24 protein-coding genes and 1 riboswitch are annotated in these 24,937 nt (G+C 48.2%); of the genes, 10 read left to right on the plus strand and 14 right to left on the minus strand.

Annotated elements, in window-relative coordinates:
- Positions 1-44 precede the first annotated feature (44 nt).
- The 3 genes from EDD67_RS10475 to EDD67_RS10485 all read left to right on the plus strand — a co-directional run bounded on the left by EDD67_RS10475 (position 45) and on the right by EDD67_RS10485 (position 3,078).
- Entirely contained in the window at positions 45-1,163 is a 1,119-nt protein-coding gene (locus EDD67_RS10475) for an NAD(P)/FAD-dependent oxidoreductase (RefSeq protein WP_158638217.1), read from the plus strand.
- Between the two features lie 169 nt (positions 1,164-1,332).
- Positions 1,333-1,974, plus strand: coding sequence for a DUF4352 domain-containing protein (locus tag EDD67_RS10480; protein ID WP_121439979.1), 642 nt, complete (start codon positions 1,333-1,335; stop codon positions 1,972-1,974).
- Between the two features lie 117 nt (positions 1,975-2,091).
- Entirely contained in the window at positions 2,092-3,078 is a 987-nt protein-coding gene (locus tag EDD67_RS10485; protein WP_093072452.1) for a helix-turn-helix transcriptional regulator, read from the plus strand.
- 50 nt (positions 3,079-3,128) lie between these two features.
- On the opposite strand, the gene EDD67_RS10490 is transcribed toward EDD67_RS10485, so the two are convergent.
- From EDD67_RS10490 to pgsB, 5 genes are all read right to left on the minus strand, one after another.
- The gene (locus EDD67_RS10490; RefSeq protein ID WP_121439980.1) at positions 3,129-3,764 is read right to left on the minus strand and encodes an FMN-dependent NADH-azoreductase; all 636 of its coding nucleotides are present in this window, start codon (positions 3,762-3,764) and stop codon (positions 3,129-3,131) included.
- A gap of 175 nt (positions 3,765-3,939) precedes the next feature.
- Positions 3,940-6,102 carry a gamma-glutamyltransferase gene (locus EDD67_RS10495; RefSeq protein WP_121439981.1) on the minus strand — a complete coding sequence of 721 codons (2,163 nt, stop codon included), beginning with the start codon at positions 6,100-6,102 and terminating at the stop codon, positions 3,940-3,942.
- A complete protein-coding gene (locus EDD67_RS10500) occupies positions 6,099-7,643 on the minus strand; it encodes a CapA family protein (protein WP_121439982.1) in 1,545 nt (514 codons plus the stop codon). Before EDD67_RS10500 ends, EDD67_RS10495 begins: the two co-directional genes overlap by 4 nt.
- Positions 7,644-7,658: 15 nt before the next feature.
- Positions 7,659-8,108 (minus strand): poly-gamma-glutamate biosynthesis protein PgsC, encoded by a 450-nt coding sequence (gene pgsC, locus EDD67_RS10505; RefSeq protein WP_121439983.1) that lies wholly within the window; start codon positions 8,106-8,108, stop codon positions 7,659-7,661.
- A gap of 1 nt (position 8,109) precedes the next feature.
- Positions 8,110-9,348 carry a poly-gamma-glutamate synthase PgsB gene (gene pgsB, locus EDD67_RS10510; RefSeq protein ID WP_371859259.1) on the minus strand — a complete coding sequence of 413 codons (1,239 nt, stop codon included), beginning with the start codon at positions 9,346-9,348 and terminating at the stop codon, positions 8,110-8,112.
- 225 nt (positions 9,349-9,573) lie between these two features.
- Between pgsB and EDD67_RS10515 the strand changes: the two genes are divergently transcribed.
- Both EDD67_RS10515 and EDD67_RS10520 read left to right on the plus strand, forming a co-directional pair.
- Complete coding sequence (locus EDD67_RS10515) at positions 9,574-10,239, plus strand: futalosine hydrolase (protein ID WP_242006025.1); 666 nt, start codon at positions 9,574-9,576, stop codon at positions 10,237-10,239.
- A complete protein-coding gene (locus EDD67_RS10520) occupies positions 10,239-11,072 on the plus strand; it encodes a 1,4-dihydroxy-6-naphtoate synthase (RefSeq protein ID WP_121440049.1) in 834 nt (277 codons plus the stop codon). The genes EDD67_RS10515 and EDD67_RS10520 overlap by 1 nt, the downstream gene beginning before the upstream one ends.
- A gap of 52 nt (positions 11,073-11,124) precedes the next feature.
- Here EDD67_RS10520 and thiW read toward each other — a convergent pair whose 3' ends face one another.
- The 3 genes from thiW to EDD67_RS10535 all read right to left on the minus strand — a co-directional run bounded on the left by thiW (position 11,125) and on the right by EDD67_RS10535 (position 13,235).
- Positions 11,125-11,613, minus strand: coding sequence for an energy coupling factor transporter S component ThiW (gene thiW, locus EDD67_RS10525; protein ID WP_093072459.1), 489 nt, complete (start codon positions 11,611-11,613; stop codon positions 11,125-11,127).
- Between the two features lie 94 nt (positions 11,614-11,707).
- Entirely contained in the window at positions 11,708-12,427 is a 720-nt protein-coding gene (locus EDD67_RS10530) for a class F sortase (RefSeq protein ID WP_121439986.1), read from the minus strand.
- Positions 12,411-13,235, minus strand: a complete 825-nt coding sequence (locus EDD67_RS10535; RefSeq protein ID WP_371859258.1) for a DUF4397 domain-containing protein — start codon at positions 13,233-13,235, stop codon at positions 12,411-12,413. The genes EDD67_RS10530 and EDD67_RS10535 overlap by 17 nt, the downstream gene beginning before the upstream one ends.
- Positions 13,236-13,476: 241 nt before the next feature.
- Positions 13,477-13,580, plus strand: a riboswitch (SAM riboswitch).
- 107 nt (positions 13,581-13,687) lie between these two features.
- Between EDD67_RS10535 and EDD67_RS10540 the strand changes: the two genes are divergently transcribed.
- Positions 13,688-14,818, plus strand: coding sequence for a methionine biosynthesis PLP-dependent protein (locus EDD67_RS10540; protein WP_121439988.1), 1,131 nt, complete (start codon positions 13,688-13,690; stop codon positions 14,816-14,818).
- Positions 14,819-14,863: 45 nt separating this feature from the next.
- Here EDD67_RS10540 and EDD67_RS10545 read toward each other — a convergent pair whose 3' ends face one another.
- Genes EDD67_RS10545 through EDD67_RS10555 form a run of 3 tightly spaced genes read right to left on the minus strand, consistent with a single transcriptional unit; the run spans position 14,864 to position 17,166 of the window.
- Positions 14,864-15,640, minus strand: a complete 777-nt coding sequence (locus EDD67_RS10545) for an ATP-binding cassette domain-containing protein (RefSeq protein WP_121439989.1) — start codon at positions 15,638-15,640, stop codon at positions 14,864-14,866.
- Positions 15,637-16,335, minus strand: coding sequence for an ABC transporter permease (locus tag EDD67_RS10550; RefSeq protein ID WP_093072463.1), 699 nt, complete (start codon positions 16,333-16,335; stop codon positions 15,637-15,639). The genes EDD67_RS10545 and EDD67_RS10550 overlap by 4 nt, the downstream gene beginning before the upstream one ends.
- Before the next feature lie 6 nt (positions 16,336-16,341).
- Positions 16,342-17,166 carry an ABC transporter substrate-binding protein gene (locus tag EDD67_RS10555; RefSeq protein ID WP_199739602.1) on the minus strand — a complete coding sequence of 275 codons (825 nt, stop codon included), beginning with the start codon at positions 17,164-17,166 and terminating at the stop codon, positions 16,342-16,344.
- 138 nt (positions 17,167-17,304) lie between these two features.
- On the opposite strand from EDD67_RS10555, the gene EDD67_RS10560 reads away from it, so the two are divergent.
- Positions 17,305-18,243, plus strand: a complete 939-nt coding sequence (locus tag EDD67_RS10560; protein ID WP_242006027.1) for a manganese-dependent inorganic pyrophosphatase — start codon at positions 17,305-17,307, stop codon at positions 18,241-18,243.
- 44 nt (positions 18,244-18,287) lie between these two features.
- On the opposite strand, the gene EDD67_RS10565 is transcribed toward EDD67_RS10560, so the two are convergent.
- Positions 18,288-18,974, minus strand: a complete 687-nt coding sequence (locus tag EDD67_RS10565) for an amino acid ABC transporter permease (protein ID WP_121439992.1) — start codon at positions 18,972-18,974, stop codon at positions 18,288-18,290.
- Positions 18,975-18,998: 24 nt separating this feature from the next.
- A complete protein-coding gene (locus tag EDD67_RS10570) occupies positions 18,999-19,874 on the minus strand; it encodes a transporter substrate-binding domain-containing protein (protein ID WP_121439993.1) in 876 nt (291 codons plus the stop codon).
- Between the two features lie 193 nt (positions 19,875-20,067).
- On the opposite strand from EDD67_RS10570, the gene EDD67_RS10575 reads away from it, so the two are divergent.
- Positions 20,068-20,430 carry a DUF4870 domain-containing protein gene (locus EDD67_RS10575; RefSeq protein ID WP_242006028.1) on the plus strand — a complete coding sequence of 121 codons (363 nt, stop codon included), beginning with the start codon at positions 20,068-20,070 and terminating at the stop codon, positions 20,428-20,430.
- A 216-nt stretch (positions 20,431-20,646) separates the two neighbouring features.
- On the opposite strand, the gene EDD67_RS13970 is transcribed toward EDD67_RS10575, so the two are convergent.
- Positions 20,647-20,811: a hypothetical protein gene (locus EDD67_RS13970; RefSeq protein ID WP_154718759.1), complete on the minus strand. Its 165-nt coding sequence runs from the start codon at positions 20,809-20,811 to the stop codon at positions 20,647-20,649.
- 137 nt (positions 20,812-20,948) lie between these two features.
- Here EDD67_RS13970 and EDD67_RS10580 point away from each other — a divergent pair, with 137 nt between their 5' ends.
- Both EDD67_RS10580 and EDD67_RS10585 read left to right on the plus strand, forming a co-directional pair.
- Positions 20,949-21,512 (plus strand): TetR/AcrR family transcriptional regulator, encoded by a 564-nt coding sequence (locus EDD67_RS10580; protein WP_121439995.1) that lies wholly within the window; start codon positions 20,949-20,951, stop codon positions 21,510-21,512.
- 75 nt (positions 21,513-21,587) lie between these two features.
- A complete protein-coding gene (locus tag EDD67_RS10585) occupies positions 21,588-24,677 on the plus strand; it encodes an efflux RND transporter permease subunit (protein ID WP_121439996.1) in 3,090 nt (1,029 codons plus the stop codon).
- Positions 24,678-24,937 lie beyond the last annotated feature (260 nt).

Consider the following 24,937-nt stretch of genomic DNA (forward strand, 5'->3'; position numbering starts at 1 on the left):
AAAGGTACTGTGTTTGCGGAACCTTTTTAAAGGAGATGAGCAGATTGTATGATTATGTAATTGTTGGCGGCGGTGTCGTAGGCAGTTTTATTGCGCACGCCCTCTCTCACTATGAAGGAAAGACGCTGCTGTTGGAAAAGGAACGAACGCTCGCTCAAGTGCAGACAACGCACAACAGTGCACTTGTTCATCCGGAGTTGATGATGCCTCCTGAAAAAGGAGAATTGAAAGCCCGGCTTGGAAAAGAAGGGAATGCGATGTATCAGGAGTTGGCGGCTCAGCTTGATGTGCCCGTTAACCGTAACGGAGCGTTACTGGTTGCTCGTTCGGCTGAAGAAATGGTTCAGCTTAAAAAAATGGTGAATGATGCGCGTAAGCAGGGCACCGCTGAGATCGACGTGCTCTCGAGTGACGAGGTGCGAGAAATCGAGCCGAATTTGAAAGCAAGTATAGCAGGTGCCGTCAAGCTTTCTGCGGCTATGAGTGCTGATACATCAATGCTGACAGGTAAAATAGCGGAGAGAGCAACGAAAAACGGGGCGCAAATAAATACGGGTGAAGAAGTGACAGCGATCAATTTTGAAAACGGTGTATTTTCGATTTCGACGAGCTCCGGCAGCGAGTATCAGAGCCGTTTTCTGATCAACGCCGCCGGAACTGCCAACGAACGGATTGCTGAGATGGTAGAAAATGAAGTTCCGTATAAAATCGAGCCGCAGCGCGGCGAATACATCGTCCTTGATTCGTCAGCGAAGGATTTCATTCAGCACATTATTTATCCGCTGCCGACGAAAAAAAGCAAAGGAGTGCTGATGATTCCTCAACCCGACGGCACAATCAGACTCGGTCCGACAAGCGTCGAACAGTCTTCGATTGATTCTGCGTCTGTGACAGAAGAGGGAGAAAAAGAAATTCGTGCCGAGATTGACAGGCTGGTCGACAATCCGCCATACGATCGGATCAGTCACGGATATGCTGGAATTCGCTCGTCAATCAATCAGGAAGATTTCTATATTAAGCCATCCCATGAAGCTGAGGCGTTTATTCACGTGGCAGGAATCGACTCGCCGGGTGTCACCGCAGCTCCGGCGATTGCAAAGTACGTCGTTGAGGAAGTGATCGCCGAACTTGAACCGCTCAGACGAAAAAAAATAACTTGTTAGAAACCGAATTTTTATAACGGAATCTCTGCAAACGGTTACGCTGGTTTTCGAAAGATGAAGGCTATCATACAGAGCGGCAAAAAAATTTCCCCAAACTTTTGTTCCCTGACAATGGTTGTCACAGCAGGCGATATACTGGAGTCAATCATTGAAAAGGGGGATTTAGATTATGAAACGGACAATTTTTACAGCGGGACTCTTAGCGGTGTTCGGCTTAAGTGCTTGCGGCGATGCAGACGTCAACACAGTCAATGACAACAACGATGAAGACGCGAATAATGACGTAGAAGCAGCCGATAATGCTGCGAACAACACCGGTGAAGATGACGAGAATGATGAAGAGGCAAACGAGGGTAACAACACAGATGAAGCAGATGATCAAGAAGAAGACGACAACAACGGCGAGGAAGTCGAAGAAGATGATGTCAGTGTCGGGTCGACGGTTGATTTCAACGGCCTCGAAGTGACATTGAATGAAGTGCGCCGCGATGACGGTGACGGAGATTTTATCGAACCGGAAGAAGATTTCTTTTTAATTGTGGATGTCAGCATTGAAAACACGACCGAGGAAGAAGCGAATGTCTCAACGCTGATGCAAATGAGTCTTGTTGACCCGGACGGCTACGGCCAAGAGATGGACATCATGGCTGATACGTCCGGAAGCCTCGACGGGGAGATTGGCGCCGAGCGGACGCTTAGCGGCGAGATCGCTTTTGATGTGGAAGAAGCGGAGTTTTTTGAATTTATTTTCGAAGATCCGTTTCAATCCGGTCAAGCAATTTGGCTGATCGAGGAAGATGAATGGCAATAACGAGAGACGAACCGGGTGAAGAAAACTCTTCCCCGGTTTTTTGGATGATGTTGGCAAATGGGGTGAGAAAGGATACAATAAATGTAAGCGTAATTCAAATTTGAAAGGAGGGAAGACATGACGACGGGAAAAACATTTAAAAAAGCAGAGCGAATGTTTTTTGTCTTTGATTATTTATCGAACCATGAAACGGCGACCGCGCCGGAGCTTGCGGAGTATTGTCAGACATCCGTGCGCAGTATTTACCGCGATGTCCGGGACTTACAAGATCAAGGTGTGGAAATTCAGCCGAACGGCCGCGACGGATATAAACTGTTGTTTCAGTCTCATCCGGTGAACGGACGCTTGACACATGACGAGTGGATGGCACTGACACTCTTTCCGATGCTGTCTGAAGGGATAACTTCAGGAGAACACCCTTTTCATTTGGCGTATAAAAAAGGGTTGGAAAAAGTGATGGGTGTCGTACAAGGAAAAAGCCAGCTTCTTGAAGCGGGCGCCGGTCTCGGCGACCGTATCCGCCTGCACGCGAAGCCGCGGGAATCTGAACAAATGAAAATCATGCCGCAACTGTTAAATGCGATTGCCGGGGATCAAGAGATTCAAGTCCGGTATTATTCGATTCACCGCGACACAACGACGAGCCGCCGCCTGCAGCCGTATTACCTTGTGCCGCGCGAAGGGCATCTGTATTTAATCGCCTATTGTCATAATCGGGAGGACGTGCGCGTGTTCCGGGTCAGCCGGTTTCAGCACGTCGAACTGACCGATACGCAATTTCAAATTCCAAGGTCATTTAATATTGATGATTTTCTGGAAAACCGCTGGGCGATCATCAGCGAAGAAGAATCTACGACCTTTGTGGTGAAGTTTTCCGATAAAGCGGCGCGCTATGTCGCAGAAAGCGAATTTTATGTCAACACGAGCCGGGAAGCAAGCAGCGACGGCGGTCTGTTTTTAACGGCAACAGTCGACAGCCGCGAAGAGTTTTTACGCTGGATCCGCTCATTCGGCGTCAGTGCAGAAGTGATCGAACCGCTTACGGTAAGAGAGCAGCTGAGAGAAGAACTCACAGAATTGCTGAACATTTATGCAAATGATTAAAAAAGAGCGGCGCCGATGATCGGCGCCGCTCTTTATTATTTTGCGGATCATTAAAATGTCTGTGCGAGTTCTTTCGCTTCAGCAATCGCCTGGGTTTTGATCTCTTGCGCTTGATCAGGCTGCATGCTGTGTCCTTCTGCGACGACGTGATCAACGGACGGAACGCCGAAAAAGCCCATCATCGTTGCAATAAATCGGTGCCCCATTTCCATCTCAGCTGCCGGGCCTTCGCTGTAAATGCCGCCGCGGGCTTGGATATGCACCGCTTTCTTGTCGGTTAACAGGCCTTCCGGGCCGTTTTCTGTGTAGCGGAAGCATTTGCCCGGGACAGCAACGGCGTCCATATAAGCTTTTAATACCGGCGGGAACGTGAAGTTCCAGAGCGGTGTAACGAAGACGTATTTATCATTTGCAATAAACTGTTCATTCAATTCGCCGAGACGGGCGACTTTCGTTTGTTCAGCTTCAGTTAATGAGGAGAAATCTTCCCCGTTGCCGAGTTTGCCCCAGCCGCTTAACACATCCGCATCTACTTCCGGGATGTACTCCTTGTATAAATCGACATGAGTGACCTGATCGTGAGGATTGTCCGATACGTATTGATCGAGAAACGCTTTTCCTGTTGCGAGACTGAACGACTGATCCTCCGTCAGAGGATGAGCGGTAATGTAAAGTACGTTTGCCATAAAATGCATCTTCCTTTCGTTTCTAAAGTAAATAGCGGTTGTCATTAACAACACTTACGTATTATAAATTACTTTATTTTAGTAAGCAAGGAGAATGCTTATCGCAGCAACAATTTTTTATGTAACGGATCAAAAAACAGCCGGGAAAAGTTCCCGGCTGTTTTTTTCGTTTTTATTACTCAGCTTCGCGGATGCCCCAAGAGCCGTTTCGGCGTTCATCGCCGCCGCCGTATATTCCTTCATAGGGATTGTCCGAGCTGTGAGAGAATCCAAGGCCTTGAATCCCGCCGTAAAAGAGCAGTGAGTCAGCGTAGCCCTGAACGTTGTAATCGTAGCCCATTTGAAAATCCTCTTCATTAACGTTGTCAGGATTAAACGCAGGATCATCAACAGGACTGTATTGCAAAATTTCGCGCGCATAGTCATTGCCCAGCTGTTCTTCAGTATATAAAATATTCCCGTCCGTGTAGAAGCGCGGCTGCATAATCGCTTCTTGAAGCGACAGCGCTTCTCCATCTTCTTGGCCATATTGATACTCCATTGCAGTTTGGAACTGCATAGCCGGTATTCGACTTCCGCCCGGTGAACCAAATCCAAGCGAAGGAACTTCATATTCTTCGTTTTCATAGTTGACCGTTTCTGTGAAAATCATCGGTGATACAAATGTCCGCGGACGTTTGCCCGGTTCGTACCGGTTCATCGAGTCTTCGTTTTCACTGAAGTTATCGGTTTGATTATTGATAAAATAACCATCGTTATAAACGCCCGAACCGAAAAATTCCCCTAACGAGTGTGTAGCCGAAACCATGCGACCCTCATCATCAACAATCACGAAATGCGTCGTGTTGCCGGGATCGTCAAGGTCGGTTTGAGTTTCGTCGCTGATCGCTGCTGTTGTATCCGGGTCTTCTTCAACAGGTTCGTTTTCATCCAGTTCATCTTCATCGATTTCGCCATCTCTGAGTTGCTCTGAGAGGGCATAAGGGTTCATTTCTACATCGTCAATAAGATTGTTAATATAAGCTTCACTGTTCAATTCTTGATGGTCGATCTCATCAAATTGCGGATCGCCCAGTGTTCCTAAACGGTCAGAATAGACAGCATCAGTAATTTCACTCATCAGATGGTAGTAATGAGCTTCTGTTTCTTCACTGTGTGCCAAGTGGCCAACTTCGATCTTGTCGTCTTCTTCCAGGCCGTCGAGTTCAGAGGCAAGCAGTGCTGAAACATTCTCAATTTCTTCTTCGTAATCCTCATTATCTCCTTCCAGTATTTCAATAAGCTCTGTAAGGTCGAGTCTGGAAGCCATCTGTAAGGCTTGGATTACAATCGTACTCGATGCAGGCGAGGGACTGCCGTAAATCGTCTGCTCCCGACTTTCACCGTCATAATCATACGGCTCCCATGTCCCAGAAGCGACTTCCTCTCCTTCGGTGCGATGGACTTCGTACGATGCTAAATCGTCGACAGGAATATTCATCGTTTCGGCGAGCGATTCGGCGAGTTCGCCCTCATAAAATTCTTCAGAGCCTCCCGCTTTCAACCGTTCCAAAGTATCAGCGAGCGCATCGGGCTGTATCGTATCGTTAATGCCGACAGGCTCTCCGTATCGAGTATACTCCTCCTCGTCACTGTTACCGCCGTCTGCTGAACTAAAATCTAAGGTTCGGTGGTAACTGCTGATTTGGTCAGCAAATACTTCATCGACTTGATAGCCGTCATCGACATAGTCATCGGTTGCTGCCAAGAGTTGTTCCCACTCTTTCTCGCCGCTTCCCATTTCTTCATAAACGGTTTCCATCCCTTTGACAAACCCGGGTACTGCCATGCCACGTTCTGGAACGTCTTCGAGAGTCTGCGCGCTTTCCGGAGCGGCTTCACGGTAGTCGTAATTGACAATCCCTTCATCCGGATCATGAATTAACATGCTGCCGCCGCCGCCGAGGCCCGATCCATACGGTTCGACAACGCCGAGTGTGAACGAGACAGCGACCGCGGCATCAACAGCATTGCCACCGTCTTCTAAAACGTCCATTCCTTCTTCAACAGCGAGCGGGTGGGCAGAACTGACACCATAAACTCCAGGTTCAGGAGCATCAGAAACGGAGCCCGTTTCTGAATCAATATTGTTTTCGGTTTGATTTTGTGTACTGCCATTGTCATTTCCGGCAATGTCAATCGCTTCGTCTTCAAACTCGCGTGAATCACCGCCCGCATACGGATCGCGGAATGGGTCGAAAAGGGTGTTAACCTCATCAAAATTCCAGGCAATAAGGAGCGGTAAGATCACAATTGATAAAATGTACGTCCGTTTTAAGTCTTTTTTATAATGGTTCATGATGTGTGGTCCACCTCGCTAAGTACTCCAGCTTCATCTAAATCAATGACTAAACGACCGTCGCGGACGTCCCAAATATCAGAATCAAGGTCTTTTCTTAAGGAGCGGAAGATGCGGAAATTCTCATAGAAACTCGTAATCCCGCTCGTTTCACGTGGCGCTCCTTCCGCAATATCCATTGGGACAAAGGCCAGTTCTTTTGAACCATCTTCGAGAAAGTCGAGCTGCGCGATCGCCGTTTCTTTTGTCCGCGTCCAGCCCTGGTCAAAGACGAAGTTTCCCAAACTGTTAATAACAATGCCGACGTTTCCGCCGGAGCGTACAATACTGACGGGTTCAAGCACGTGCGAGTGATGACCGATAATCACATCGACACCCGCCTCCACCATTATATTTGCCAACTCTTCTTGTTCTTCATTATAGCCGACTTGATATTCATCGCCCCAGTGCATATGGGCCATTACGATATCTGCATATTCATCGTCATCACTTTCTTCAATTTGTGTGTCTCGTGGAGCTGAGCCTTCGCTGTTATCAATTTTTATTTCGTCAATTAGGTTGATGAGTTCAGAATCACTCATGCTCCGATTCAGGGTGGTAAATACACCACTTACATTGGATTGAGCTGGAAAATTTTCCTCCATAAAAGAATCTGTTCGCCCAAAAATTCCGACGCGCACGTCATCAGCGACATCAAAATAATCCATCTCCGCTGCTTCATCACTGTCCTCGCCGATTCCGAGCGATGCAATCTCGCGATTCTCTAAGTGCCTCATCGTCTCTTCAAATGATAAGTTGCTGTAATCCATTGTATGATTGTTTGCAAAATTGATCGAGTCGAAGTCGGCATCGATAACAGCATCGAGGGAGGTCGGCTGTGAATAAAGGTGGATGTCTTTATCGTAAAATTCAGCCGCTTCGATCACATCTTCACCGGGAAGGTCGCCGACATACACTGGATCGCCTGCTGCTTCTACCCAGTTGCGGATCGTTCTTTCGACATCAAATCCGCCGTTATCTGCATCAGTTTCTTGTGCTAAAGCGGCCTGTTCTAAAGCTTCTTGCCTCTCTTCTGTGTAATCCTCATAGCCTTCCTCAACGTATTTTTCATCTTCTTCGGCGACAAAATTTTGATATTGTTCTTTGTTGAGAATATTTCCGTAACCGGCTTGGATATCTTCCGGATCCATCACCGCCGCTTCGAAATTCCCGGTTGTGTAGTCGGATTCTTCGAAGTGGGGACGGACGTACTCAAACAAGTGGTCAAAAACCGGCTGGCCTTCTTCGTTTGTATAGCCGCTTTGCATTGCAACGTCTTCAATATGGCGGCCCATCATCATGTCGCCGACCATTGAGACGCGGTAGTCGACGTCATCGCTTCTTGTTTCGTCCGGCGGTTCGTCGGAGGAAAAAATCCATTGCGAGCCGAAAAAGGGAACGGCAAGAATGCCGAGCGTAATTAACGAATGCTTTACTGCCCGCTGCCGGTGCCAATGAATTTTCAGTTTGCGTTTTTCGTATTTCGAGAGTTCATCAGACATGGTGCAAACTCCTTTTTATATCAAATGGTAAAGAGAAATCAACAGAAAGGTGGCAAAAGAGATGATAAATGTCGACGATATGGTAGGCAGTACACCTTGTTTATGAATCGAGTTGGCAATCAGCCCAGGAACGATAACACCGATGCCCCTGAGCTCAACGACCTCAAACGGAACGATCGGCACCGTATAGTCAAAGGTCATTTTCAGCACGACTCCGACGGTCAGCATCGCAGCGAATTTTCTGCGTCCGTACAAGACAGACAGCCGGCCGATCACTTGCGTAACAAATAAGTAGGTAATGATACTTATCACGACAACGGTTAAGACAAAGATGATTTGATCAAACACCAACGCCAGATAGCCGGGCACAACGAGTCCGGCCGGAACGATGCCGGTTCTTTCTGCATATAATAACGATAAAAGCACACCGAGTACGATGGCGATGTATAAGTCAGTTCCAAACATGTTATTTCGTCACTCCTTCTCTGTATTCGCGCCCGGTATAACTGGACAAGTCATTTTTTTTTGACGCAGAGGCTTCCAGCGGCAATTGAAGAAATTCATCTGTCAGCTCTTCGCCCCCGCCGTGAATGTTGCCGATGCCGTAGACGAGCAGCGGTTTCGGCAAGGTTTGCAAATAATCAATGATTTCGTCAGCTTTCATCCGTTCCATATTTGTAACCTTGCGAAACGGCAGTTTGCCTTCTTCATAGGCGGTCATGATCGGTTTGACGCTCCGGCCGCTGAGAATCAGTTCATCAGCTTCAATATATGGCAGCACATCTTCAGCGAATTGCATCGTCCGGTCCACCCGGTCATCACGGCAGTTCATAATCACCGTTTGGTAGCGGTTGATCGCGCCTTCATTGGCGATGCGTTCCCAAATGTTTAACGTAGAAGTAGCATCATTGGCAGCAAAGCCGTTGTAAAACATGTTCGGCTGTTTGTCATCGCCGAAGGCATGGACGATCATTGCACCCGGGTCAACCGGGGCGTTCAGCATGCCGGCCAAGGCAGTCTCATGATCAATTTCCATGACGTCTGCGACAGCGAGACCTAATGCGACGTTTTCAGCGAACATCATGTAAGGAAATTTTTCGAGGTAAGCTTCATCGACTTGCGACGGGTCAGCAATGACAAGCCGGCTGCCCTTTTCCTCCGCTTCCTTCTGGAAAAAGCGTTCATAGTCAGAAGGGGGCATAATTACAGTGCCGTTATGCGGGATCGTCTGCGCGAACGCTTCGGCAATTTGATGGACTGTCGGTCCCATCGAATCAAGATGGTCTTCCATCACATTGGTAATAACCGTAATCCCGGCTTTTACGAAAGATTTCTGAAAAACGAGCTGATAATCCGGGTTTACCGCCATGCACTCGGTGACGAGGCTGTCGAGATTGCGGTCTTCGATTTCTTTTGTAATGTATTTTTGTTCAGAGATGTTCGGTCCCTGAAGGCTGCGAATAATCGGTGTTTCTTCTTCGTCTGTCCAATAGAAGAGCCGCGGGGATGTACCGGTTGTCTTACCGGCAACGCGCCGGCCGTCTTCTTTTAAAATCCCGGTCACAAGCCGTGTAACCGTTGACTTTCCGCGGATGCCGTTGACTAAAATACGGTCGGGAATATTCAGCGTCCGTTTGTTTAAGCGGTATTTTTCTGTCATGCCGATAGCTAATGCACCAATGAGAAATATCGTTAAATAGATCAGTTCATTCACTGGGAGTCCTCCTTCGTTAACAAAACCATTTACCATTATAACCGATTCACCTTTTTAATAGGATTAAAACGCATGATTTTCTAAGATTTTTGTCCAAATTTAGTCAGAAGGCAGGTCCGAACTGGAAGATTTAAGGCACGATCGTTTGCACTCGGCGAGCAAATTGATACACTGGATGAGAAATTAGGTCAGCGAATGAAGAAGGAGATTGTAATGATGACAGAAAATATAAAAGGAAACATTTTGATCGTCACATCGGTAGAAGCGGAAAAAAAAGCAATTGAGGCCGGAATCGGTTCAAATGAACGCGTTGATGTGATTGCTGCCGGTGTCGGCCCGGTCATCGCTGCGGTTAATACGGTAAAGCAGCTGCATAAAGCTTCATACGGTGCTGTGATTAACATGGGTATTGCCGGCGGTATGCCTGATCAAACGGCGATCGGCGATGCGGTGATCGGGACGGCGAGCTGTGCGGCAGATCTTGGCTTCGAATCGCCGGACGGATTTAAACCGATTGATGAGCTTGGTTTTGCGACAGCCAACGTGTATCCTGATCATCCGTTATTCAATCGTCTGAGCAGCCGTTTAGGTTTGGCCGGGGACATGACAGTACATGAAGGTGTTATCCTCACGCTCTCGACAGTGACCGGCACCGAAGAAACCCGGACCGAGCTCCAGCACCGGATTCCGGAAGGGTCTGCCGAAGCGATGGAAGGTTTCGGCATTATGACAGCAGCGCAAGAAATGCGCATCCCGGCGGTGGAAGTCCGCGCCGTTTCCAATTATATTGGTCTAAGAAATAAAGATGAATGGCGCTTGCAAGAAGCGTTTGACGTGTTAACAAAAGCAGCCGCTCATATACTAAAGGAGTTATCTGTATGATAAATATCGCGTTTTCCCCATGTCCGAATGATACGTTTATTTTTCATGCGCTTGTTCACGGTAAAGTCGAAGACGCTCCAGATGTGAACGTAACGTATGCCGATATTGACAAAACCAATTACTGGGCGCAAGATCTTGCCGGTCCGGAAGTGATGAAAATTTCCTTTGCTGCACTGCCTTACGTCATTGATGACTACACGCTCATTCCATGCGGCGGCGCGCTTGGTCGCGGAGTCGGCCCGCTCGTGTTAACGAAGGAAAAGGAAACACCGGCTTATCTTGAAGGCAAAAAAATAGCTGTTCCGAGTGACCGGTCCACCGCTTATCTGTTGTTTAGATTGTGGACAGAGCAAAAATTGAGCGGAGAGATCGGGGAAATTATTGTCATGCCGTTTGAGGAGATCATGCCGGCCGTCCGTGACGGCAAGGTCGATGCCGGTCTTGTGATTCATGAAGCAAGATTTACGTACGAAACGTACGGGCTGTCGATGCTCGAAGATTTAGGGGATTGGTGGGAAAAAGACACCGGTTTTCCGATTCCGCTCGGAGCCATCATCGCTCGGCGCGGAGCCGTCGACAAAGAAAAGCTGACCGGATGGATTCGCCAGTCAGTTGACGCGGCCTGGTTAAACCCGTCCGCGGCAAGCGACTATATCGCAGCGCACGCCCAAGAAATGTCGCCGGAGGTACAGCAATCGCACATTGATTTGTACGTGAATGAATTCAGCCGAAACCTGGGCGAAGACGGATTTTCCGCCGTTGAATCGCTATTAGGCCGCGCGATGAAAGCGGATCTTGTTCCGCGATTTGATTTGCAAAAATTATATGATTGATAAGTCAAGGCGCATGGAACGTTCCATGCGCCTTGATATCGGCAAAGTCCCTTTATTGTGTGTTTCGTTCCAGCCGCGGCTGCAGTCGGCTGAGTAAAAACCAGGCGATCAGGCCGCCGGCGACACTGCTGACGAAAAATCCGGGCACGAAAAAGAACACGCCGCCGGGATGACCGAGAAAATACCACGCAATCGGTGCGGCTAAAAGTGCGCCGATCACGCTTGTGCCGACAATCTCACCGGCAACAGCGGACGATCGTTTCTTCGTCCAGCGATAAGCCAACCCGGCAAATAAAGCGCCGACGAGTCCGCCCGGAAAAGCGAGAATAGTTCCGAGCCCGAGTAAATTGCGGAGCAATCCGATTGCAAACGCAATCAGAACAGCCGGACCGGTGCCTAATAAGACAGCAGCGATGACATTAACGGCGTGCTGAACAGGGTAAGCTCTGGCGACACCGGCGGGAAACCAAATAAATTGCGAAGCGACAAGGCCGATCGCAATCAGCATCGCCATAATTGTTAATTTTTTCGTGCGGTTCATAGAGCGCACCTCCAATGTAAAGATATTACTGCCATCATATCAAAAGTGAGAACAGCAATAAAAACAAGCGTAAACGCCTCGCGTTTACGCTTGTTTACTCTTTTAACTCAGTGAAGACGACGAGGCGTTCGTTATGAGTTCCCGCTTCATTATCGAATTCACCGGTACAAGTGATTAAATTGAGATTTTTCGCTGAAGACGAACCGAACAGTTCATCTACAGGCGCATCGTTATACGGATAAACCTCCATATTTGATACTTCGAATGTGAGTGACTCCCCGTCGGCGCTTTCAATGATGATCTCATCACCGGGTTCAAGTTTATGCAAGTCATAAAAGATCGCCGGACCGCTTAAATCATCGACATGTCCAGCTAAAACAGCATTACCTTGTGCACCGGGTTTCGCACCTTGATGAAACCAGCCGACAATGTCGCCGTCGGTCGGAACATCCATTTCTCGCTCTTCAGTCAAACCGACTTCTTCAATCGATGCATCGATCTCGAGCGCAGGAATGGCAATTGATTGCGGTGTAATGCCTTCAGACTTAACAGATACGGGCTCGATCGCCGGTGTATCTGTAACATGTTCATCAGCAGATGTTGCGCTTTCGGTTGACGCGGTCTCGCGTTTAACTTTTGTGTCATTATTGAGCTGCTGCTCATTTTCTTGCTCGTCGGTTCCGCTGCCTGCATCGTTAGACGATGCAGGCACGTGATCGGAAACCGGGCCGGCTTGCTGACCGGCGGTGCTGGCTCCTGCTGAGAAGAGTATGATCAGCAAGCAGGTTAAAACGATTTTACGCTTCGTGAGCATAGCGTTTACGGGCGTAAATAATCACTACTGCACCGCCGGCAAGCATTGTCAAAGCCAAAGGCCATACAGAAGATTCGGAGGCTCCGCCCATGCCTGTTGCAGGCATTTCATCCGGTGTTGTATGAGCAGCATCGGCGATTAAAACGACATTCAAATCGTCAACGCCTTCACCTACAGCAAACGCGCTGTAAACAGTGTCTGCTTCAAGCGTAGTTCCGGATAAGTCAAAAACTTGATCTTCTGTTCCGGCTGCACGGATCTCTAAATCATACGTGTCTGGGTCCAGCTCGAGGTAATCTGTGACAGCGAAGAATTCTGCGCCTTCAAACAGCGAGTCGCCGCCAATCAAACCGACATCCACACCAGGTGCTCCAGGTGATAAGTGGCCGACGCGAATCTTGGTCATGCCCTCTTCAACTGTGTTGTCGTCTTCAACAACTTGCAAAGTTAAGTTGTCCAGTAAATCAGTTGCTGCGACTGTGTACGATTGCCCGCCTTCTACCGTCAAGGTTTCTTCAACGACCGGATCGCCTTCGCCGCCTTCACCGGCAGGGAAAATCGCTACTTCATGATCGCCTGCAGGGAGTTCTAAATAGTCGGTAATATCTTCAAATCCTGCCCCTTCAACAGCTGCATCGCCATTGACATACACATCAACTTCCGGTGCGTCCGGTGAACCGTGGAATACGCGCACCATGGCATCGTCGTCCCCGTGTGAATCCGCGCTAACTGAACCGCCGAATAAACTTAAAACAAGCGCTGCTGCCAAACCAGATGATAGCCATTTCGTTTTCTTCAAAATAATCATCTCCCATTTTTTTTTTGCTGAACACAGGCATGATTAATAAGCAGGTTTGATGTGTAATAGTTGCAAAGTAAATGTTCAACGGTTGCAAGGTAACTATACCACCTTTTAGAAATTCGAAACCTTAATTTTCAAAAAAAATTCAAAATATGGATGCCCTAGGGCTTAGAGCGGCAGAAGTTGTTGCAATTATGTGACGAATCTTTTAGAATGGAGGCCATTATTCGTCACAATAAATGCATAATTCTTATCGAGAGAGATGGAGGGAGAGGCCCGAAGAAATCTCAGCAACCAGCTGTTTGCAGTCAGGTGCTAAGTCCTGCGGTGTGAGATCCGCGATGATAAGAAGAAGGAACGCATCGGCAAAACTTCTTCTTACAACGTAGGAAGAAGTTTTTTTGCACAGTAATGTTTGCTTAAATAAAGCAGTAAAGGAATGAGTGGAGGGTCAAATAATGAATAGACGGAATGTAGCAACAATCTGTACACAAATCGGCAATCGAAGCGATGAGAAAACCGGCGCAGTCAGTGCGCCGATTTATCATTCTACAGCTTATCGCCACGAAGGGATCGGCTGCTCAACAGGATATGATTATGCGCGGACGAAAAACCCGACGCGTGCGCTGTTAGAAGAAGGGATTGCCGAATTAGAAGGCGGGGACGGCGGCTTTGCCTGTTCGTCAGGGATGGCAGCGATTCAGCTTGTCCTGACGATTTTTGAACCTGGCGATGACATTGTCGCGACGAGTGATATTTACGGCGGTACGTACCGTCTTTTTGAAGAAGGCTGGCGCAAGTGGGGACTGACGTTTCAATACGGCGATCCGCGCAACCCGGACATGTTTCGCCGAATGATTACCGAAAAAACAAAGGCGCTGTTTATTGAGACGCCTACGAATCCGCTGATGCAAGAAGCAGATTTATCCGTCTATAAACAAATGGCTGAAGAACACGGCCTTTATTTAATCGTTGATAACACGTTTTACACTCCGCTTATTCAACGACCGATTGACGAAGGGGCAGATATCGTAATTCACAGCGCTTCCAAATATTTGGCCGGACACAATGATGTCATTGCCGGACTCGTCGCAGCTAAAGGCGAAAAGCTTTGCGAGCGGTTAGCTTTTTCCTTAAACAGCGCAGGACAAATCCTCTCGCCAAACGATTCCTGGCTTGTCATGCGCGGGATCAAAACATTGCCGGTACGGATGAAGCAGCACGAGGAGAATGCAAAAGAAATTGCAGCGTACTTAGAAAGCCATGCGTCGGTAAGTGAAGTGATTTATCCCGGCCGCGGAGGGATGCTGTCGTTTCGTGTGAACGATGAAGCGTGCGTTGATCCGTTTTTGCGAAACTTGGAGCTGATTACATTTGCCGAAAGTCTCGGCGGGGTGGAAAGCCTCTTAACGTATCCGGCGACGCAGACGCACGCAGATGTCCCTCAAAACGTGCGCGAAGCGATCGGCGTCGACAATTGTTTATTGCGTTATTCTGTCGGGATCGAATCGGCAGCGGATTTAATCGCTGATATGGATTACGCGTTGGAAAAAGCGGAACAAGCGACAACAGAAAGCAGCTCGTCTTAATTACAGCCATCATCTCAAAACTGGCTGCACCTAGAGACCGTTAATTTAACGGTCTTTTGGTGTGGACTCTTCAAGTGTGTGCAGTTCCGCGCTCCGGGCTGTGCGCCAAGGCTGAAGGAAACCTTTCAGCTCTTTGCTCGGCGCATGAAACACGTCGTGTAAACGGCCGGTTTGATGAACTGTCCCGTTTTGGATGAACATTAAGTGCGAGGCGAGCATCTCTACGTCAGTCAAGTCATGACTGACGAGAAAGGTCGTTTGTTTCGTTTCGTTCAAGATCGTTTGCAAGTCGCGGAGCAAAGCAATTTTTGTCGGAAAATCCAGCGCGGAAAAAGGTTCATCAAGAAAAAGCACATCCGGTTCCAGCGCAAAAGCCCGGGCTAAATTCATACGCTGCGCTTCGCCGCCCGACAACGACCCGGCATTTTGACCGGCCAGGTGACCGATCCGAAACGTTTCCAGCCAATGCATAACTCTTTCACGAACGACATTCTTGGGGATTTTCCGCAGTTTCAGGCCGAGCGCGGCGTTATCGTAGACAGAGCCGACAAATCGGTGCGCCTGCTGAAAAACACACGCCCAGCGCCGGCGAACAGCAAGCGGAGGCTTTTCGATCGGCAGCGAATTGCCCTGAAAAACAACGGACCCTTCCGCAGGCGGGTCGAGCAGCGCCATCGCCTGCAACAGGGTCGATTTGCCGGCGCCGTTCGCCCCCATAATTCCGTAAATATCGCCTTTATGTACGCTGAGGTGATCGAGTGAAACAATCGTTTCTTTGTTTTTGACACAGACTAAATGGTCATAACGCAATTCTTCGCTCATAAATGAACCTCCTTTCGCTGCATACGCAGGAGAACCAAGGTGACGGCTATGGAAATAAGCATCAATACGAAGGATAACGCCAGAGCGACATCAAAATTTCCGCGCGAAACTTCCATCACCATCGATGTCGTTAAGATACGCGTTTGTCCTTGGAGATTTCCGCCGACCATCATGGCCGCACCGACTTCGGCTAGCACGCGGCCTAAACCGGCCATAACGGCAGCCCATAAACCAAATTGCGCCTGTTTGAGGTAAAGGGTTATCAGCTGAATGTTCGTCGGGCCGAGCGCTTGCAATTGCCGTTTCGTACCGTCATCTATTTTGCCGAACGCGGCATAGGAAAGTGATACGACAATCGGAAGAGAGACGACGACTTGTGCGATGACGATCGCATTAGGGGTAAAAAGCCATCCCCACTCGCCGAGAGGTCCTGAACGCCACAAGAGCATCGTCACCCAAAGCCCGGCTACAACCGGCGGGAGGCCCATGCCGGCATGGCTGATAAGCAAAATGATATTTTTTCCGCGAAATGAACGGAAACGAAGGAGCATCCCAAACGGAATGCCGATAACCGAGCTGATTACCGTTGACAATAAGCACACTTGCAGCGTCAAAAGCGTAATCTGGTAAATATCGTTGTCACCGGTTGCAAGCATATCGACCGCTTCGCGCAGGCCGCTGAGAATGAGCTCCATCGTCAGTTATCCTTCCTCGGCATCAGGGCTGAAAAGAGGTTCCCCCCATTCAGATTCGCCGTAATCTTCAATAATTGATTGTGTATCTTCGCTGGTCATAAATGCCACAAAATCTTCGGCAGCTTGCGCGTTGATTTGCTTTGAAGCTTCCGGGTTGACCTGCATTACGTGATAAATGTTTCGCAGCTCTTCGTCGCCTTCAGTAATAATCGTCAAATCATTTAATGAGTCTTCAAGCGCAAGGTAAGTTCCCCGATCCGTGAGCGTGTACCCTTCTTTTTCGGCAGCTATCCTCAGCGTGTCGCCCATGCCTTGGCCGGTTTCTTGATAATCGCTGCCTTGTGGGTCTAAGCCGCTGTCAGCCCACAGTTCAAGTTCACGTTTATGCGTTCCTGAATCATCGCCGCGGGAAAAAAACGGCGTATCGCCGTCGTTGCAGATCGATTGAAAAGCATCTTGAACAGGTTGGCCGCGTAAGTCTGAAGGGTCGGATTCAGGCCCGACAACAATAAAATCGTTGTACATGACACGCTGACGGTTTAGAACATCGCCTTGCTTTTCCAGTTCTTCTTCGTCTGCGGGAGCATGCGTCAAAAGAGCATCCGCTTCGCCGTTTGCGCCCATCATTAAAGCTTCTCCGGAGCCGACGGAAATAATGTCGACATCAACGTCATAACGTTCCTTAAATTCAGGCATCAGCTCATCTACAAGTCCGCTGTCATATGTACTTGTCGTCGTCGCTAAGAGCAGCTTTTCTTCAGCAGAGGATTCACTCTGCACCCAGCAGGCAGTCAAAAAAAATGGCGTGAGCAACAAAAAGAACCGCTTCATAAGATACATCTCCCGACATTTTTTTGTTAAACTTTTGCAAATTCAGATTACCACGGTTTAATCAGGACGACAATTGTTCTTAGCAAATGGAGATGATAGAATGTTCTTGTTAAATGACCAATGAAGGAGTGTTGCCGTGTGAGTCAAGAAAAAGTGCTGGTGTTTGGCCACCAGAGCCCAGATACGGATACGATTTGTTCAGCGCTTGTTTATGCTGATTTAAAACAGCAGCAAGGAGAAAATGTCGAAGCCGTCCGCCTCGGCGATGTAGGTGCGGAGACACAGTTTGCGCTTGATACTTTTGGCGTGAAAGCACCTCGCTTTGTCGAAAAGGTTGCGCCGGAAGCGAATGAGGTCATTCTCGTTGACCATAACGAGAAACAGCAAAGCGCGCCGGATATTGATGATGTAACGGTTATTGAAGTGATCGATCACCACCGTATTGCGAATTTCGAAACGGAAGGCCCGCTCTATTACCGGGCTGAGCCGGTCGGGTGCACCGCGACGATTTTGTTGAAACTGTTTAAAGAAAAAGATGCAACGATCAGTAAAGCGACCGCAGGATTAATGCTGTCGTCGATCATCTCTGATTCGCTCTTGTTTAAATCGCCGACATGCACAGATGAAGATATTCAAGCGGCAAAAGAGCTCGCGGAAATAGCGGAAACCGATGCAGAGCAATACGGCTTGGAGATGCTGAAAGCAGGGGCGGACATGAGCAGCAAATCTGTTGACGAACTGCTGATGCTTGATGCGAAAGAATTTACGATGGGAGATCATACCGTCAAAATCGCGCAAGTAAACGTTGTCGATACCGCGGACGTGTTAAATCGCAAAAGTGAAGTTGAAACAGCGATGAATGAAGCGGTTAAAGCAAACAATTACGGGTTTTTTGCCTTGGCCGTCACGGATATTCTTACGAACAACTCCGTTCTCTTGATTACCGGTGAAAAAGCCGCTGCAGCAGAACAAGCGTTTAACGTCACGCTGGATGATCATCAAGCGCTGCTTGAAGGCGTCGTATCGCGGAAAAAACAAATTGTCCCGCCGCTCACCAATGTCATGAGCGGAGAGTAACATACAAAACCAGGGCGGAATTTCCGCCCTGGTTTTATTTTCGTCTATGATATTTCGCCGTATTTTTTATAGCGGTGTTCGAGGTAGTTTTGCAACAATGTCATCACAGAGCAAATCGCCCAGTAGATCAGCGCGACAAGAATAAACATCGTCATATAATCCAATTCGCGCCCGGCAACGGTACGCGCCATTTGAAAGATTTCCGGCACGCTGATCATCGCCGCCAAGGAAGAAGCTTTAATCAGATCCAAACCGACGTTTGTAAGCGGCGGAAGTGCTATGCGAAACGCTTGCGGCAAGACGATGCGCCGCATCATCAGCGGATATGTGAACCCGAGCGACCTTGCTGATTCCCATTGTCCTTTCGGCACCGCTGCAATCGCGGAGCGGTTAATTTCCGCCATATACGCAGCGCTGTTGAAACTGAAGCCGATCACCGCAGCGGTGACAGCATTGAATTCAATATTGATATACGGGAAGCCGAAATAAAGCAAAAACAAAATGATTAAAATCGGTACCCCGCGCATAAAGGAAATATACACGCGCGCCGGCCAGCGGAAATAAAAGCGATGCGAAGAGCGAGCGAGCGCAAGAAAAAGGCTCATGGCGAGCCCGAGCGCCATGCTGACGATCGAAATAAACAGCGTATACCAAATGCCTTGCATAATAAAAGGCAGGGAATCGATTGCCAGCTGGAAATCAAAAATATATTCCCATTGAACACCGGTCATATTCCTGCCTCCTTTAACAAAATATTAAGCATCATCCAATTCGTCGTCAGCAGGGTCATCGACATCCGGCACATCAACGAAATCGACGTCAGGTTCTTCGGATACATCCTGACCGCCGAAAAATTGCTCGGAAAGTTCCGTGATTGTTCCGTCTTCCATCATTTCAGCGAGCACTTCATTTAAGTTTTCTTGAAGCTCTGTGCTGTCATCTTTTAAAATCATCGCTTGGTTATTCGGATGATAAAAGAGTTCCGGATGGACGGTCACATCGATATGATCGAGCTGTTCTGCAGCCATGGATTGCAAATAATAGTCGTTCATGACAAAGTCAAGTTCGCCGCGTTCAACATTTTCCAGGTAAACATCGTTTGTCACATTTTCGTATGTGACGCCTTCAGCTCCCAAGTCTTCCGCCATTTCCATATAAATCGTAGTCGCCGCTCCGCCGTGACGTTTACCTTCGAGATCTTCCATCGATTCGATCCCGGAATAATCGTCTTCGCGAACAATCATTGCTCCGTAGGAGAACTTATACGGATCGGTGAAGAGAAACTGTTCTTCACGCTGTTCGTTAATGTCTATATCGTTAACAGCCAAGTCTACCTGGCCGTTATTTATCGACGTCAACATTCCGTCAAAGCCCATTTCATCAAATTCGACGTCCAAGCCAAGCCGATCGGCAGCTTCGCGGGTTAATTCAACTTCAAAACCGGTTAATTCATCCGATTCATCACTGTAAAAGGACGTCGGCGCCAGTGTCCCCGAGGTGGCAACAGTCAGGACGCCTTCTTCTTCAATCTCTTCCCACTGACTCTGCTCATCTCCTCCGCATGCAGTCAGCACAGCGGCTCCTGCGGCAATAACTAAGCCGGCGCGCAGCGGCGTTGTTGTTTGAAACATCTCTCATCTCTCCTCAAATGCTTAATGATAGTAAACCATGCAAAACATATCACGACTGAGGACACGGTGCAACAGAAGTGAAATGATAACGGAAAAATTAGACAGGCGAAATTGTCGGAAAATTTTGCGATTTGACTTAATTTCTATTACAAATATGGTATAATCTAATTAATAATAGGAGAGGAGGATCATGATGGAAACGCCAAATGATCAAATGGGTGGAGGTCAAAAGAAGACGTCTACCGGTTTGGATGAAAACATTGCTGGTCTCTTAGCTTATCTGTTGTCGTTTGTCACGGGTATCATTTTCCTCATTATTGAAAAAGAAAATTCGTTTGTCCGGTTCCATGCGTTTCAGTCGGTCTTCTTGTTTGGCGGATTGTTTGTCATCAGTATCGGTTTGTCGCTTGTGCCGTTTATCGGTTGGCTTCTCAGCGCGCTGATCAGTCCGATTGCATTTGTTCTTTGGATCGTTTGTATGTACAAAGCTTATCAAGGTGAACGGTTTAAATTGCCGATTGTCGGGGACATTGCCGAAAAACAGATGAAAGGGTAAATAAATTTTGACAGCGGGGCATAGTCCCCGCTGTCAGACTGTAGACAAACTATATTTTTATGTCAGCCATGAATCCACTACCCTCCGCTTGCCCCGGGCAAGGACTCAGCTAGTATTCGGCGGCCATGGACCGCCGAATCCGGATCTTCGTCTCTTGCTTTCCCGGAGGCGTCGGAGGAGTGGATGCATGGCTTCTTTTTTATGAATACACTCGCTTCAAAAAAGAGGATGACCCAGCATCCCGGCTTTCTCCTGCGGGACAGCGAGACAGACGAGACCCTGCAGGGCGTCAGCCCGAAGCGGCTCGGCGCTCGCCCGCGGAAAGAAGCCGGACAATGCGTAGTCATCCGTTCCTTTTAACATGACATCTAACGATGTCATGACTTTGTCTACAGTCTAACAGCGGGGCATAGTCCCCGCTGTTTTTTATGTAATTTATAAAAAACTTATACAAAATAAGTTATATTGTTATACATAGGGGGAACGTAAGAATTATAATCAAAAAAGGGAGCTGAAACATGAGCCGAAAGCGTTCGATCAATCAAATAGAATTATTTGCGGAAACGGAAAAGCTGGTGCTGGAAAAAGGGTATAACGGGTTTCATTTCAAAGCACTCGCCGAACGTCTCGGTGTAGCAAGGAGCACGATTTATAATTATTATCCGAAAAAAGAAGAATTGATCACCGCCTACATGATTTATTTACTTAATCAAGTGATTGAACGTATCGATTCAGTGTTCTCAGCAGAAGATCCATTAAAAATCATTGTGCACATATGGGCGCGTTATGCGAATTTGCATCAGATGCTGCAAATTATGCCTTATATTGATCATGAAGCTTCGGATGCCGTAAACAAAAATGTTCAGCACATGTTTTCTCAGTTCGAGGAGATGAAGCGAAAACTTACGGCAATGATTGAAATGATGCAAAGCGACGGACGTATTCGAACGGACATCAGTGTAGAAACCATCGTCGGTTTTGTTATGGCAATGGTGCAAGTGCCGATTCGCGGTATATCCGAAGAAGACTGGGCGGATAATGTCTATATACTTTTAACGGAAGGAATATCTTTACATCAATAAAGAAAGCCTTTATTTTTGCGAAAAAGTGACACAACTGTCATTAACATGCCGGATAATAGAAGGGTGCGATCAATCATGTTGGATACGGTAATTAAGTGGCCGAAAATTACTTTAATGTTTATTTTTATTCTTGTTGTTCTGGGGGTTCTTACGCTTTTGCAGCTTCCGCAGCGGGAAGTGCCGGAGTTTTCTGCGGATATTGCTTCTGTCTCGACCCCTTATCCGGGAGGCAGTCCGGAAGAGGTAGAACAGCAAATCACGATTCCGATTGAAGAAGCGATTGACGGTGTGGACGGGATCGCTGAAGTGGATTCAGTTTCCACATCGGGATTTTCTAACGTCGTCATTGAATTGACGGATGGCGTTGACCGGACAAATGTATTAAATGAACTGCAGCAGGAAATCGATGCAGCAGAACGGGATTTTCCTGCGACAGCAGGGGAAGCAGACTTAGGCGAACAGCAAACGATCGGCGCGCTCTCGAGTTATCATATTTTAGCTGAAGACCGAGACGACCTGTATGAAGCGAGAGAAATGATGGAAGATTGGCAGTCAGACATTGAGTCGATCCCTCAAGTAGACAGCGTCGATATCAAAGGGTTTCCTGATCAGACCTTTTTGATTGATGCGGATGCTGATGAGCTTTTTGATGCCGGATTTCAAGTGCCGGATATCATCGAGGCCGTGGAAGAAGAGCTGAATACGCAGCCTCTCGGCATTAAAGAGACGAATGGAGAAAACGTGCAGTTATCTTTAAGCACACTGGACGAACTGGATGACATTTCAAGTATTTTTATCGGCAAAGACGAAGAGGATGAAGCGGTATACTTAGAGGATATAGCGGAGGTTGGTCCGGTTCATGAAACACCGGATGATTTAATTACTTTTGAGGAGACACCGGCGCTGACATTTACCATCTTCCAAGAGGAAGGGGCAAACATCCCTCAAGTCGGCGGGGAGACACATGAGCGGATGGAAGAGCTGGCAGCAGAAGAGCTGCCTGCTGAACTTACAATGGAGAGGTTTTATACACAAGAAACGATCGTTGATGAAATTTTCGGCGACTTGTCCTTCTCATTCGCCCTTGCGGTGTTATCAGTGATCGTCGTTACGTTGTTAGGGCTGAATGTTTCATCTGCGGTGATCGTCGCTTTAGCGATTCCGACATCAGTCTTGATCGGCTTAATCCCTTTGCCGTTTTTCAATGTCGATTTAAATCAAATTTCGATTATCGGGATTATTATTGCCTTAGGTATTCTCGTGGACGACGGAATTGTTGTCGGGGATAACATCCGCCATAAATACCGAACAGGCGCTGCTCCATTGGACGGAGCGATTCAAGGAAGCAGAGAAGTTCGCACATCGATTATTACCTCGACACTGACAATTGTCGTTACGTTTTTGCCGCTCGTCTTCATTACGGGCAGCAACGGTGATTTCATTCGGGCGCTGCCGACGGTGCTCATCACAACGATTTTAGCATCGACTATCGTTGCGCTGACGCTCGTGCCGATTTTCCTGATTTGGCGGCAGAAAAAACGCGTACGCACGAAGAACAAATCGCGAAGTGCTCCAAAAGACGGCTTATTTGGCAAACAATTCGACCGTTTGTCTGATTGGTACAGCGACACGGTGCTGCGAAAGGTCGTCAAACGTCCTTGGAAAATCGCGATTATCGGATTCATTCTCACATCGGCGTTATACGCATTGATCCCGTTTATTCCGGTTGAATTTTTCCCGAGTACAGACCGCGATGAGGTCACCTTGGAAATTCGCATGCCGGCAGGAACGACGATCGATGAAACAGAAAACACGCTGGAAGAAATGAAAGATTATCTGCTTGAAAGAGACGAGCATATTTATGAAACGGCTCTTTATGCCGGCGACGGTTTGCCTCCGCTTTTTGGCAGCGGTATCTCCAACGGGGGAGAAGAAACCGGCAACTTGCTCTTGCGCGTAGACCGTGAAGAGCAGTCTGCAGAGGAGACGATTGATCGGTGGACAGATGAACTGCAAGAGGAATTCGGGTATGCAGAGCCGGAATTAACAACGATCGAGGCCGGCCCGCCAGTCGGTGCGCCGATCGCCGTGACCTTGCAAGGTCCGGATGTTGATCAGTTGATCGAGATGAGCAACGAGCTGACAGAAGATGTACAAGATCTTCCGGACAGCGGGACGGTTCGCGATGACATGGGACCGCTCCGTCCGACGATCGTTTATGAACCGGTTCGTGAAGAGCTCGAGGATAGCGGCATTACGATGAGTGAGATCAGCGAACAAATCAGTCTTCGAACCGAAGGCATCCCGCTTCTCACATTTCGAACAGCACAAGAAGCGATTGATTTGGAAATGACGCTTGATCAGGTGACGGATGGCGAAGAAATTGATCTTGAAGAGATCGAACTTCCGGCAGATCCGGGCGGAGAGCCGGACGGGCCTCCGGAGCTTGTCAGTTTAGATGAATTGGTCGACCCGGAAGAAACTGAAGAAATCCCGCAAATTTTGCGGGAAGACGGACAACGTACGATTACAGTCCGTGTCTTCCCCGGGACAGAAGATGACGGGCAGTTAGAAGAAGATGTCGAAGCGCTGGCTGCTTCGATGGATAACGATGCCGGCGAAGATTATACCGTGACAGCCGGCGGGGAAACAGAACAGCGAACAGATTTTATTATCGAATTGGCAACGCTATTTATCTTAGTGTTGTTCTTGATTTACATCATTATGGCGATTCAGTTTTATTCATTAACCCTTCCGCTCTTGGTCATGAGCACAGTGCACATTGCCGGAGCCGGCGCGGTTACAGGCTTATTCATCACCCAGACCGGGCTTGGCTTCATGGCGCTGATGGGGATTGTCTCGCTCGCCGGGATTGTCGTCCGAAATTCGATTGTATTGCTGGAATTTATTAAGCAGCGCCGAAAAGCGGGCTATTCGGTTGAAGAAGCGGTCATCGAAGCAGGGCGCGTTCGATTGCGGCCGATCTTGCTGACCGCCTTTACAGCGATCGGAGCGTTGACGCCGGTAGCACTCAGCGGAGATGTGCTGTTTGTGCCGCTGTCGATTTCGATTATTTCCGGTCTGTTATTTTCTGCTTTGATAACAGTCATCATCGTTCCGGCTGTTTATACAGCTTTCGCGTTAAAATTCGGCAGCAAAGAGTAATATAAAGAAACAGCGGTCTATGAACCGCTGTTTCAGACTGTAGACAAACTATATTTTTATGTCAGCCATGAATCCACTACCCTCCGCTTGCCCCGGGCAAGGACTCAGCTAGTATTCGGCGGCCTCAGGCCGCCGAATCCGGATCTTCGTCTCTTGCTTTCCCGGAGGCGTCGGAGGAGTGGATTCATAGCTTCTTTTTTTACCAATACACTTCCTTCAAAAAAGAGGATGACCCAGCATCCCGGCTTTCTCCTGCGGGA

The sequence above is a fragment of the Salisediminibacterium halotolerans genome (assembly GCF_003814815.1).
Classification (GTDB): Bacteria; Bacillota; Bacilli; order Bacillales; family Salisediminibacteriaceae; genus Salisediminibacterium; species Salisediminibacterium halotolerans.